The organism is Streptomyces sp. NPDC026092 (assembly GCF_040638605.1).
GTDB lineage: Bacteria > Actinomycetota > Actinomycetes > Streptomycetales > Streptomycetaceae > Streptomyces.
In genome coordinates this window covers 462,508-474,674 of record NZ_JBEZYN010000001.1, presented here as the reverse complement: position 1 = coordinate 474,674, position 12,167 = coordinate 462,508, and the positions used below count along the sequence as shown (strand labels likewise).

General features: G+C 72.4%; 12 protein-coding genes. 3 read left to right on the top strand and 9 right to left on the bottom strand.

Features of this window, described 5'->3' with window-relative positions:
- Positions 1-2: 2 nt before the first annotated feature.
- Positions 3-740 carry a (2Fe-2S)-binding protein gene (locus AB0F56_RS02065; RefSeq protein ID WP_362002968.1) on the bottom strand — a complete coding sequence of 246 codons (738 nt, stop codon included), beginning with the start codon at positions 738-740 and terminating at the stop codon, positions 3-5.
- A gap of 299 nt (positions 741-1,039) precedes the next feature.
- On the opposite strand from AB0F56_RS02065, the gene AB0F56_RS02060 reads away from it, so the two are divergent.
- Positions 1,040-2,050: a DMT family transporter gene (locus AB0F56_RS02060; RefSeq protein ID WP_362002967.1), complete on the top strand. Its 1,011-nt coding sequence runs from the start codon at positions 1,040-1,042 to the stop codon at positions 2,048-2,050.
- Here AB0F56_RS02060 and AB0F56_RS02055 read toward each other — a convergent pair.
- The 5 genes from AB0F56_RS02055 to AB0F56_RS02035 all read right to left on the bottom strand — a co-directional run bounded on the left by AB0F56_RS02055 (position 1,931) and on the right by AB0F56_RS02035 (position 6,373).
- A complete protein-coding gene (locus AB0F56_RS02055; protein WP_362002966.1) occupies positions 1,931-3,196 on the bottom strand; it encodes a transglycosylase family protein in 1,266 nt (421 codons plus the stop codon). The genes AB0F56_RS02060 and AB0F56_RS02055 overlap by 120 nt on opposite strands.
- Positions 3,197-3,575: 379 nt before the next feature.
- Positions 3,576-4,220 carry an arylsulfatase gene (locus tag AB0F56_RS02050; protein WP_362003214.1) on the bottom strand — a complete coding sequence of 215 codons (645 nt, stop codon included), beginning with the start codon at positions 4,218-4,220 and terminating at the stop codon, positions 3,576-3,578.
- A complete protein-coding gene (locus AB0F56_RS02045) occupies positions 4,217-4,555 on the bottom strand; it encodes a GNAT family N-acetyltransferase (protein ID WP_362002964.1) in 339 nt (112 codons plus the stop codon). The genes AB0F56_RS02050 and AB0F56_RS02045 overlap by 4 nt, the downstream gene beginning before the upstream one ends.
- Positions 4,556-4,573: 18 nt before the next feature.
- Positions 4,574-4,999, bottom strand: a complete 426-nt coding sequence (gene panD, locus AB0F56_RS02040) for an aspartate 1-decarboxylase (RefSeq protein ID WP_362002962.1) — start codon at positions 4,997-4,999, stop codon at positions 4,574-4,576.
- A 114-nt stretch (positions 5,000-5,113) separates the two neighbouring features.
- Positions 5,114-6,373 carry an SLC13 family permease gene (locus AB0F56_RS02035; RefSeq protein WP_362002961.1) on the bottom strand — a complete coding sequence of 420 codons (1,260 nt, stop codon included), beginning with the start codon at positions 6,371-6,373 and terminating at the stop codon, positions 5,114-5,116.
- A gap of 263 nt (positions 6,374-6,636) precedes the next feature.
- Here AB0F56_RS02035 and AB0F56_RS02030 point away from each other — a divergent pair, with 263 nt between their 5' ends.
- Positions 6,637-7,014, top strand: a complete 378-nt coding sequence (locus AB0F56_RS02030; RefSeq protein ID WP_362002959.1) for a peptidase inhibitor family I36 protein — start codon at positions 6,637-6,639, stop codon at positions 7,012-7,014.
- A 45-nt stretch (positions 7,015-7,059) separates the two neighbouring features.
- Here the strand turns inward: AB0F56_RS02030 and AB0F56_RS02025 are convergent, their stop codons facing one another.
- Together AB0F56_RS02025 and AB0F56_RS02020 are read right to left on the bottom strand one after the other, a co-directional pair.
- Positions 7,060-8,538 (bottom strand): fused MFS/spermidine synthase, encoded by a 1,479-nt coding sequence (locus AB0F56_RS02025; RefSeq protein WP_362003212.1) that lies wholly within the window; start codon positions 8,536-8,538, stop codon positions 7,060-7,062.
- 174 nt (positions 8,539-8,712) lie between these two features.
- Positions 8,713-9,165, bottom strand: coding sequence for an Lrp/AsnC family transcriptional regulator (locus AB0F56_RS02020; protein ID WP_362002958.1), 453 nt, complete (start codon positions 9,163-9,165; stop codon positions 8,713-8,715).
- A gap of 107 nt (positions 9,166-9,272) precedes the next feature.
- On the opposite strand from AB0F56_RS02020, the gene AB0F56_RS02015 reads away from it, so the two are divergent.
- On the top strand, positions 9,273-10,232 hold the full coding sequence (locus AB0F56_RS02015) for an SMP-30/gluconolactonase/LRE family protein (RefSeq protein ID WP_362002956.1): 960 nt from the start codon (positions 9,273-9,275) through the stop codon (positions 10,230-10,232).
- A 79-nt stretch (positions 10,233-10,311) separates the two neighbouring features.
- Here the strand turns inward: AB0F56_RS02015 and AB0F56_RS02010 are convergent, their stop codons facing one another.
- A complete protein-coding gene (locus AB0F56_RS02010; RefSeq protein WP_362002954.1) occupies positions 10,312-11,685 on the bottom strand; it encodes a tetratricopeptide repeat protein in 1,374 nt (457 codons plus the stop codon).
- Positions 11,686-12,167 lie beyond the last annotated feature (482 nt).

Sequence of the window (12,167 nt, the reverse complement as noted above, 5' to 3'; positions counted from 1 at the left end):
CTTTACGGAGACTTGGGCCCTGTCTCCAAACCCGTGGACCGTGCTCGGGCGGGCGGGTGGTCGAAGACACAGTCGCCGCAGAGGCCCCCGCCGGGGCAGCGGTAGTAGAGGCAGCAGCTGGTACGGCGGAGGGCGGGGCCCTCGACGGTGCGGGCGAGAGCGGGGTGGGCGAAGAGCCCGGAGACGAGCTCGGCGGCGCGGGCGGCGACCTCGGGGCGGCCGTGCGCGCGGGCCCAGCGGGTGAGTTCGCGCAGCGCCCCGGCGAGGGCGGAGCCGGCGTTCCCCCAGAGCAGCCGCGGCGAGATGCGGCCGTCGCGCCGGAAGGCCTCGTGCAGCGGGACGAGGTGCGCGAACTGGACGGCCTCGCGCAGCTCGTCCACGGTGGCGGGGCGGGTGGCCGTGCCCGCCCACCACAGGTCGTCGGGCGAGGTCAGGGCGGGGTCCCAGGCCAGGTCGGCGGGGTCGAGGTCGGGGAACCGGCCGAAGAGCGCGGCGGGTCCGAGCGCGATCGACCAGAGCCGGGCCGCGAGTCCGAGGTGCGCGATGGAGGCGGCGACCCGTCGCTCGGGGGCGCCGAGCCGGTCTCCGACCCGGTCGACGCGGGCGTTGAGTGGGGCGAGGTGCGGCCCGCTCTCCGCCGCGTACAGGCGCGCGAGCGGCAGGTGCGCGCCGGGCGTATCGGGCGCGGTCGTCCGCAGGGCGAAGAAACCGCCCACGGAACCGCTCTCGACGAGATCCACCGCGACAGCCTCCTGCTGTTTTCGACCGCCCCCACCGGTGATCACCGTAGCGCTCGGGAGGGCGGGCCAATGTGGCCCGGAGAAGGCGGCGACTGGCTCGGGATGGGACGTACGTCCGGGCGCGATCATGGCCGCCCGCTTCGACCCGGATACCGGAAAAGTTCGCAATGCACCCCTGCTGACCTGCGCAGTCGTACATCCCCAGGCGTACGTCACGGGCCCGTACTGCGACCGTAGTACGGACGAAGGCGTTCCCAGGTCTGACGACGTGAACGCTCGGAAGAGAGATCGTTGTAGGTATGAGCCCCCTCTTGGTGTCCGTGCTCCTGTCCCTGGTCTCGGCGGTCGCCTACGCGGCCGCGGCGATCGTGCAGGAGCGGGTCGCGGCCTCCGCCGCCGGCCTCACGTACGCGCCGCTGCGCAGCCCGGCCTGGTGGGGGTCCGTGCTGCTCAACGGTCTCGGAGCGGCGCTGCACGTGGCCGCACTCGCCTACGGCCCGCTCAGTGTGGTCCAGCCGCTGGGCGCCCTCACCATCGTCTTCGCGCTGCCGATGGCGGCCCTCTTCGTCGGCCGCAAGGCGGGCCGTACGGCCTGGCGCGGCGCGCTGATGGCCACCGTGGGTCTCGCCGGGCTGCTCAGCCTGACGGGCGGCAACGACGGGCAGCCCCTGGCGGACGCGGAGCGCTGGCTGCTCGCCGCGGGAACGTTCGGCCTGGTGGCCCTGCTCTTCACGGCGGCGCACCTGGTGGGCCGCTCGGTGCTGCGCGGCATCATCCTGGCGGCAGCGGCGGGCGTCGCGTTCGGGATCGCCTCGGTCTTCACCAAGACCGTGGCCGAGGAGTGGACGGCGAGCGCCCCGCTCGCCCAGTGGCCGAGCCTCCTCGTCCTCTCGGCCCTCGCCGTGACCGGACTCCTGCTCTCCCAGGCCTCGTACCGGGGCGCCGGGCTCGCGGCCCCGCTGGCGACGGTCACGGTCGTCAACCCGGTTGTGGCCGCGACGGTCGGCCTCACCCTGTTCGGCGAGAGCTTCCGCTACGGCGCGGCCGGCACCGTCGCGGCGCTGATCTGCGGCGCGGTGGCGGCCCTCGGCATCGTCCAGCTCACGATGGAGCGGCTCACGGGCCGGTCCGACTCCCTGTCGGTGTCAGAGTCGCCGGAGTCGGACACGGCAGTGTCGGATACGTCGGTCTCAGATCGAGACACCCCGGGCCCGCAGGTAGGCGAGGGGGTCGATGTCGGACCCGTACCCGGGACCCGTGCGCACCTCGAAGTGGAGGTGCGGCCCCGAGCTGTTGCCGGTCGATCCTGAACGGGCGATGCGCTGCCCGCCGTTGACCCGCTGCCTCTCACGCACGGTGAGCGCGGAGAGGTGCGCGTACTGGCTGTAGCGCCCGTCGTCGTGCCGGATGACGATCTCGTAGCCGTACGCCCCGCCCCACCCGGCGGAGACGACCTTGCCGGGGGCGACGGCCTTGACGGACGTACCGGTGGGGACCGGGAAGTCGACGCCGGTGTGGTAGCCGCTGGACCAGGAGGAACCGGAGACGCGGTAGCGGGTGCCGATGGAGGCGGAGACGGGGGCGGAGAAGCTCTCGCCGCGGGTCTCGGGCTTGGCGGCGGGCTTCGAGACGGGCTTGGTCTTGGCGACGGGGGCCTTGGTGGCGGGCGGCTTCGTCGCCGGGGGCTTCGTGGCGGCCGGGGGCTTCGTCACGGCGGGAGGCTCGGTGGCGGCCGGGGGCTTCGTCTGCGGGGCGGCCGTGCTCGGAGCCGTCTTGCCGGGGGCCGCGGGCTTCTTCGGGGCGGGGGCGGTGATCCGGAGGGTCAGCTTCTGGCCCGGGAGGATCAGGTCGGGGTCGTCGCCGACGACGGCGCGGTTCGCCTCGTACAGCCGCTGCCAGCCGCCCTTCACCCGCTCCTCGCGGGCGATGCGGGAGAGCGAGTCCCCCGGGGTGACCGTGTACATCTCGCGGACCTGCGGCACGGTGGTCGGGGTCGCGCGGGTGGCCGGGGTCTTGGTCTGCGGGGCGGTGGCGGTCCGCTGCCGGGGCAGGGAGGCGGGGACGACGCCCGTGTTCCCCTGCTGGGTGAGTCCGGCGCGCGGGGAGCAGGTCGGCCAGGCTTCCGGGCCCTGTCCCTTGAGGACCTTCTCCGCGATGGCGATCTGCTGGTCCTTGGAGGCCAGGTCGGCGCGCGGCGCGTACCGAGTACCGCCGTACTGCTCCCAGGTGGACTGGCTGAACTGGAGCCCGCCGAAGTAGCCGTTGCCGGTGTTGATGCGCCAGTTGGAGGAGGACTCGCAGGCCGCGACCTTCTCCCAGACGTCGAGGGAGGCGGCTTGGGCCGCCCCGGCGGCGACGAGCGGGAGCGCGATGCCGGCGCCGCCCGCCGTGACGGTGAGCGAGGCACGGTTGATCCGGCTCGGCTGGTACCGGCGGTGTCGTCCCCGTAAGGCCATGGCCCCCCCTTGAGCGCGTCCGCTGAACGCATCAGCAGTCGCCCAAGGTAGGGGAAGGTCACAGCCCGTGACAAGGGTTCAGGGCTCGTTCGAAGCGTGTTCAGCGCCCTGCGGGCCCGGGTTGGGGCTGCGGTTCGGGCTCCGGCAGAGGCGCGGGCCCGGGCGGCTCGGGGACCGGATTGGGCGGCGGTACGGGAGGGGGCTCGGGCACCGGGGCCGGTGGGTTGGGGGGCGGGCCGGGCGTCGGGATCGGTCCGGGCGGGACCGGATCGGGGAACGGGTGGGTCATGACGGGGTCGGGCCTCTCGGTCGACGACGGGGCCGTACGGCTACGGCTCCAGGCTCTCCCCTAGCGTCTGCCCGCGCCCGCCGGGGCCATTCATCCGTGGCGAGGCACGACGCTCGCGGCAGCCGCCGCCAGACCGAGGCGGGGGCTGGAGAGGACGGGCAGTGGGGTGGTGGTGCGCTCGACGGCATCGGCCATCGACGCCTGGGCCAGGACGATCACACCGCCGTCGGTGGGGTCGACGCGGTCGACCGCGGCCGCGACGGCGTCCAGATATCCGTCGTGGTCGCCGGCGAGGAAGCGGTCCCAGGCGCCGTCCACGAGCAGGGTGGTGATGCCCGGGGTCCGGTCGCCCGCCTCGTCACGGAGCAGGTCGAGCGTGGGCGCCAGGGTCGACCCGACGGCCGCGACGACCACGATCCTGTCGGCACGGACGGCCTCGGCCGCCATCGGCCGGTCGACCCGGACGACGGGCACGCGCAGTTCGGCGGCGTGGCGTTCGGCGACGCCACCGAGGGTGGAGCAGGTGCAGAGGACGGCCCCGGCACCCTCGGCGACGGCCTCGGCGAGGGCGTCACGGACGGCGCCGGCCACGGCTTCCGGGCCCTCGGCCCGTGCCCGTACGAGCAACTCCTCGTCGACCACGTGCCGCAGGCCGAGGCCGGGGTGGTGGCGGTCCCGGAGCCCGTCGAAGACGGGCACGTGGACCGGGGAGGTGTGCAGGAGGGCGAGGGTCACCACAGCTCGGGCGTGGCCTTGAGCTGGGTCTTGGCCGCGCGGACGACGTCCTCGGCCGGGACGGGCGCCTCGTCGGGGTGCTTCTCGGCCCACTTGGCGGCGTAGGGGCAGAGGGGCACGACGGGGACGCCCTCGCGGGCGGCGATGCCGTAGAACTCCCGTACGAGGGACCCGGCGATGCCCTTGCCCTCGTTGCCCTCCTCGACGACGGTGTGCACGGCCACGAGGGCGTGGGGTGCGGTGTCCAGGACGAAGTAGACGACGACACCGACGTACCGGTCGTCCTCGAACGCCTCCAGGCGCCCCTTCTCCCGGTCGTCACGAATCTCGAGCATGCGGATCCTCTCGGTCGGTCAGGCGCGTGCGGCCACGGTGTGCGGACCGCGGCGGGTGTCGCTCCCGGGCACGGGCGCGGAGGCGTCGTCCCCGAGCTCGACGATCCGGTTGTCCGCGTCCACGTGCACCACACGTGGCACGAGCGCCCGTGCCTCTGCGTCCTCGACCTGGGCGTAACTGATGAGAATCACCAGGTCTCCGGGGTGCACCAGATGCGCGGCGGCCCCGTTGATCCCGATCACCCCGGAGCCCCGCTCCCCCTCGATGACGTAGGTCTCGAGCCGGGCGCCGTTGTCGATGTCGACGATGTGCACCAGCTCCCCGGGCAGCAGATCGGCCGCTTCCATGAGCTCGGCGTCGACGGTCACGGAACCGACGTAGTGCAGATCGGCCTGGGTGACGGTGGCACGGTGGATCTTGGACTTCATCAGAGTGCGCAGCACTTTAGACTCCTGGAAAGACGGCTCCCCGCCGGCTTTCTGCTGGTCAGGGGCGGCCTTCACTCTACAACGGCACACCTTCGAATCGAAGACCTTCCCGAACATCGTGCGCCGGGGTCAGCCCGCTCCGATGACGGTCAGCGAGAGCCAGAGCGCGAGGACGGCGGCGGCCAGGCTCGCGGGTACGGCGTAGACGCCGAGCCGGGTGAACTCCTTCAGCTCCACCTCACCGTCGTGCGCGTGGACGATACGACGCCACAACAGGGTGGCCAGCGACCCGGCGTAGGTCAGGTTGGGACCGATGTTGACCCCGAGCAGGACGGCGAGAACGGCGCCGGGTCCCGACGGGGCGGCCAACGGCAGCAACACCAGGACGGCGGGCAGGTTGTTGATGACGTTCGCGAGGACGGCGGCCAGAGCGGCGAGGGCGAACAGCTGCGGGAGTCCCGTGCCCTGGGGGATCAACCGGCCCAGCGCGTCGTCGAGACCGTTCTCCACCACCGCGAGGACGACGATCCCGAGGGCCAGTACGAAGGCGAGGAAGGGCACGGAGGCGGAGCGCACCAGCGCCCGCGGAGTGGTGCGGCGCCGGATCAGGGCCCGTACGGCCAGGGCCAGCGCGCCCGCCAGGGCGGCCCACGCCGCGTCGATGCCGATCACCGAGGTCAGCACGAAGCCGGCGAGCGTGCAGCCCACGGTCAGCAGGGCGAACAGCGGCAGCGGCGGCTGTTCGACGGCGGTGGGGGCCTCGGCTCCGGCGTCCAGGTCGGTGGCGAAGAACCGCCGGAAGACCAGGTACTCGACGGCGATCGCCGCCGCCCAGGGCAGGGCCATCAGCGCGGCGAACCGGGTGAAGGTCAGTCCGCTCGCCGCGAAGGCCAGCAGGTTGGTCAGGTTGGAGACCGGCAGCAGCAAGGAGGCCGTGTTCGACAGGTGGGCGCAGGCGTGGACGTGCGGCTTGGGGCGGGCGCCGATACGGGCGGCGGTGACGAACACGACGGGCGTGAGCAGCACCACCGTGGCGTCCAGGCTGAGCACGGCCGTGATCGACGACGCGGCGAGGAACACCTGGGCCAGCAGTCGGCGTGGCCGGCCCGCCGCCGTACGCGCCATCCAGGCCCCGCAGGCCTGGAACAGCCCCTCGTCGTCGCAGAGCTGCGCCAGCACCAGGACGGCCGCGAGGAAGCCGATCACCGGCCCCAGTCGTTCCGCCTCGGCCAGCGCCTCGTCGAAGGAGATGGCCCCGGTCGCGACCACCACGACCGCGGCCGGGACGGCCACGACCGCCTCCGACCGGCCGAAGGGCCGGACGACCGCACAGGCGAGGACGAGGACGAGCAGGACCGCGGACAGCGTCGCCGCCGACTGGGCGTTCACGATCGGTCCTTCCGTAGCGGCGGGTCGGGCCGCCTGCGCCGCCGCGAACTTCTGACTGCTCGTGGTGGTTCCGAGCGAGCCGCCGCGTCGATCACCTCTTCCGCGGCAAGAGTTCGCTACCGTACGCGACGGCGCGCGGGCCTCGCCCGGCGCCTGCCCGCGGCCGTGGAGAGCGCCGTGCACCGGGTCGCCTCCGGGGCGCTCACGACCACCGTCCGGCGTTCAGGGTCAGCTCGACCCGCCCACCGAACCTGGGAGCTCTCATGCGCGTCAGGAACCTTCTGACCACACTGATCACGACGGTGGTCGTGATGTCCGCCACGACGGCCGCCCACGCGGCTTCCGCACTGCCGTCGGCACCGAGGGCGGATTGCCCGGCGGGCCACATCTGCCTGTGGGAAGGCGCGGACTTCCAGGGCTTCCAGTGGGGCGGCCCGGCCGAGCCGAACGAGGAGCCGAACGGCTGTGTCGACTTCGTCGAGAAGTCGCCCGGATCGGTCATCAACAACTCCGGGCGGGCGTACTACGTGTTCCGGGAGGGCACGTGCACGAACCCCGGTCGCTCCTTGGAGCTTCCCCTGGGGGAGTCTCCGCGGTTCCCGTGGCGAGTCGGCTCGGTCTCGTGGTGCCGCGGCTGCTGATCCGCGTGCCGGGGGTCGGGGGGGTCCGGCGGGCCTCCCCTACCGCTACCGCTCCGTGGGCTTGTAGGGCTGGAGGAGCTGGTCGACGGGTGCGCGATCGTCGGTGAGCTGTCGGGCATCGCCGACCCAGGAGGTCAGGTCGTCGCCGGTGGCGATCTTCCAGCCGGTCCGCCGGGCGTCCAGCCCTTCCTGGGCCGCGCGCAGGTCGACCTTACGGTCGGAGGCGAGCACGATCAGATTGCCGCCCCTGGAGGTGGCGGTCGGATCGAGGCCGATGTCCGCGGGTTCGCCGACGACGGCGACATGCTCGAAGGTCGCGCTGAGGGTGGCCACTTCGGCACGCGCGAAGGCCAGAGCGCCGTGATCGATGAGGTTGGCGACGTACACCCCGTCCTCGTCGAGGACCCGCCGTACCTCGGCCATCGCTTCCGCCGTGGTGAGGTGCCAGGGCACGCTGACTCCCCCGAAGGCGTCGCCGACGACGAGGTCGCGGCTCGCGGCGTCCAGTCGTCGCAGGCCGAGCCTGCCGTCCTCGACGCGTACGTCGATGCCGTCCTGAGCTTTCAGCCCCAGGTCGTCGCGGTCGATGGCCACGACCCCGCCGTCGATCTCGGACACCAGGCTGTGCGTTCCGGGCCGCGTTGCCGCGAGGTACCGGGGGAAGGTGAGCCCACCACCGCCGACGTGGTGGGCGGCGAGCGGCTCACGTGCCGGGAAGGCGGCGTCGACCACGGCCGCGATGGCGCGCACGTACGCGAACTCCAGGTGGGTCGGGTCGTCGACGTCGACATAGGAGTGCCGCACGCCGTCCAGGACGAGGGTCCGGCCACCGCTCCGGTCGGGGTCCGCGACGACCCGTGCGCAGTGGTACCTGGTCTCGGTGTCACAGCCACCGGGCGCGACCAGGGTGGCGAGGCCGCCGGCCACGACCGCGAGGGCCAGGGCAGACGTGCCCCTCCAGCCGCGCGTCCGCCACTCGAACAGGGCCGCGCCCACGACCAGCATCGATCCCAGGCCGATCAGGATGCCGCTGACCGGCAACCGCGCGACGAGGACGAAGCCGGTGAGGACCGTACCGACGATGGCGCCGAGGGTGCCGACGCCGGACAGTCGGCCGACCACCGTCCCCGTCTCAGCGAGGCTGGTCAGACGCAACTTGGTCACGAACGGCGTCACCGCCGAGAGAAGCCCGCCGGGCACGAGGATGGTCAGCATCGCGGTCAACAGGAGCAGCCCCGGCGCCCACTCCGCGGTGGTGCGCAGCGCGGCGGGGGTGAGCGCGACGACCACTCCCGACACCCCGAGCGAGGGGCCGATGAGCCTGCGCGGATCGAGCTGGTCGGCGAAGCGTCCACCCAGCCAGGAGCCGGCGGCGATGGCGGCGAGGGCGATCCCGATCACCACGGTGCTGGTCTCGAGGGTGAGGCCGAGGTAGGGAGCCAGGAGCCGCAGAGCGACGATCTCCACGACCAGGACCGCGGCCGACGACCCGAACACGAGCACGGCTGCGGTACGGGGTCCCATGCCGCGGGCGGGAGGGCTGGTTTCGGCGACGGGCTCGGAGGACAGTTCAGTCACGATCGACATCCTGGCATGCGGCGGTTCGACAACATGGCGAGCATTCTCGCTCGTTGGCGCACGGAGCGGCGAATCCCGGGCGGGACGCCCCGAGTCGTAACGAAGGCCCGGTCGAGGAAGTCACACGTGGTCGGCGGTGAGCGGCGAGAGCGGTCGCTCGAAGAAGGTCTCCAGGACCACGGTGGCCTGCGTTCCGCTGACCCCGTCGATGGCGTAGATCCGGCGCAGCACGTCCTGCAGTTGCTCGGTCGTCGCGGTCCTGACCTTCACCAGCACCGAGGCGTTCCCGGCGATGACGTGCGCCTCCAGGACTTCGGGGAGCGCGGCGAAGTCCTGCGCCGAATCCCCCATCCACGACGTCGAGTCGACCATCACGTAGGCCAGGACGGCGCTGCCGACGGCAGCCGGGTCCACATCGACGGTGGTACGCCGGATCGCGCCTCGCTCGCGCAGCTTCCGTACCCGCTCGTGGGCGGCGCCGGCGGACAGACCGACGGCCCGGCCGAGTGCGGCGTAGGACTGGGTGGCGTCCTGTTGGAGCTGCTCCAGCAGCGCCCGATCCATGTGATCCACAACTCTCCGTTCGGGTAGGACTGGCCAGAACAGTACGTCATCTTGCAGCATGCCGCTGAGGCCGATTCAGATTCGGTACGTGGCAGGTTTCGTGAGGAGTGGACTCCATGAGCGGCGAGCGCCCGGGGCTGTACGAGATGCTGGACGACCGGTTCCGCGCGGGGAGGTGCATGAACGGTGACGACGCGCTGGAGGTCCTGTTCACCGGCTGCCGTTGGGCCGAGGGACCGGTCTACGTGCCCGCCTGGCGCCAGCTCGTCTGGAGCGACATCCCCAACGACCGGATGCTGCGGTGGGACGAGGAGACCGGCGCGGTCAGCCATTTCCGCCGATCCGCCGGGTACACCAACGGCAACACCCTGGACCGCGACGGCCGGTTGATCACCTGTGAGCAGGGTCGTCGCAGGGTGACCCGGACCGAGCACGACGGCACGGTCACCGTGCTGGCCGACCGGTGGCAGGGCAAGCGGCTGAACAGCCCGAACGACGCGACCGTGAAGTCCGACGGTTCGGTCTGGTTCTCCGATCCGGATTTCGGCATCACCAGCGACTACGAGGGATACCGCGCGGAGAGTGAGATCGGCGCCAACAACGTCTACCGGATCGACCCGGCCACGGGCGAGGTGCGGCTGGTCGCGGACTGCTTCGGCGCGCCGAACGGCCTGGTCTTCTCCGCCGACGAGCGGCAGCTCTTCGTCTCCGACACCCGGGCGGGCGTCATCCGGGTCTTCGACGTACGCGACGATGGCACCCTTTCCGACGGCGACGTCTTCGCCGAAGCGAGCGCCCGCGAGAAGGCCCGCTTCGACAACCTCCGTTTCGACGACGGCGGTCGGCTCTGGGTCGCCGCGATGGACGACGGCGTGCACTGCTACGACCCCGACGGCACCCTGATCGGCCGGCTCAACGTCCCCGAGGCGGTCGCGAACATCTCGTGGGGCGGTGCCAAGCGCAACCGTCTCTTCATCACCGCGGAGACCAGTCTGTACTCGGTGGTCATGGGCAACACCGGGACCCACCCGACCGGACCGGGACGCCGGCCCTGGTTGGACGCGGCGTCCGGCTGACCGACGCCGAACTCCAGGGCCTGGCCGGGTCCGTGCCGCCGTCCCTCCACGGCGTCAGGACACACGCCCCTGCCAGGGCTCACGCCGACCGCACGGCTGCGGACTCCGCCGCCTCGCCCAGCGCGGCGGTGAGGCGGGACTGGCTCAGGCGGTTGTACGGGCTGTCCGGTCGCAGTCCGATCCGCTCGCTGATCAGGAGGCGGGCCAGGTCGTGCCGTCCGGCGCTCAACGACGATTCGAGGAGGGTCTTCTGGACGGCGTCACGCTGGGCGTGGCTGCCTCCGAACTCGTGGAGCCGGCGGCGCAGCGGCCAGAGCAGCTCGACGACGGCGGCGTGGTCGCCGCGCGCGTGGGCGAGCAGGGCCCGGCAGACCGGAAGGCCGATTTCCGCCGTCATCGTGTCGTTGGTCAGGACGCCCGCACGGGTCTGCTCCAGCCACCGCCTGCGGTCGGCGATGAGCCGCTCGGCCTCGGCCTGACGGTCGGCGCCGACGTACGACATGACGGCGTGCACGTCGTTGAAGGCGTAGAACGGCGGGTCGGCCCGCGCCGACCACGCGTCGGCGAGCGCCTCCCAGCGCGGAGTCTGGTCGGAGCCCGCCAGGCGGAAGCGCCACAACAGGGCGGCCGCGTCGAGGAGTTCCATGGCCAGGCCGGCGGACGTCTCGTTGTGCAGGGTCGCGTCGTAGACGCGCAGCGCGGTCTCGGTGTCGCCCGCCTCCAGCGCGAACAGCGCGTAGTGCCACCAGTTGTGCACCGCGAGGAAGTTGTCGCCCGACCAGTCCCCGGTCCGCATGTCGAAGTAGGCGATGCCGTCGGTGTACCGGCCCCGCATCTCGTGCGTGACCGCGTGGATGGCCCACACGTCGTCGGGATGGCGTTCGACCGCGGCCCTGCCGACCTCCTCGGCGCGGTCGTAGTGTCCCGCCTCCTCCAGACCGAAGGCGTACATGCCAAGGAGCGGCCCGAGGTGGGGATCGTCCGGGTCCCAGGCGGACAGGGCACCGCCGACCCGGTCGCGCAGGCGCACGGCGTCGCCGGTCAGGAAGTCGAGCTGGTGCCCCACGAAGAGAGCCAGCGCGTCCCGCGGGTACGCCAGGGTGAGCTGCTCCAGGACGCTGCCGGCCCCCAACAGGTCCCCGGCGAGGAGGCTTTCGGCGGCGGTCGTGTGCAGACGCTCACGCGGTGGGAGCGCCGTACGGTCCAGTCCCGAGGCGTACGCGGTGAACCGGCGCCGCGCGGCCGCGGCGTCGGTCGGCTCGGTCCCCAGCACCCCCAGGTAGGCCGCGAAGGCCTGCCCCAACGGCGAGGCCGGGTCGGCCGCGAGCAGGCCCTCGACGGCCGGGGTCACCGCGGGGCGGAAGAACAGCAGGGATTCCACGGCCCGGTCCAGGCACGCCGCCCCCTCCGCCGTCCCCTCGTACAGGAAGTGGCCGTACCTGTCGGTCGCCATCTCAGGATCACCTCACGCGAAGTCTCGAGAAGAACACGTGCTCCGCCACATGCGGGACACCGGGCCCATGAAAGCCAGCTCCGGGCGGCTGCGCACAGTCCCCGATCAGGTGAAACCTGGGTGCACACCGATTCCGGTGCACTCGGTGAGGAGTCTGGCGGGCGCTGCATCGCCGTGTCGGGCGGCAAGGAGTGCGGCGGCACGGACAACCAGAAGTGGAGCACGCGTACTTGACCCGTCGGGGCGGGTGCGGGCAGGCCCCGATCCCGGGGGGAGTTGGTACCGGGACCTGCCCGTGTGCGCCGGGTCAGGGAATCCGAGAACGCGCACCACGGTGGACTACGGACGGGGGCGGGGGCGGGTTCAACCCTGCCGGGGCGTACTCTCCGGCCCGACTCGGCGTCCAGGCCGGTTCAGGCCGGTTCATGGCGGTCACCGTCCGCTGAGTGGGACCCAGCCCCAGGTGATTACGGCACTGCCGC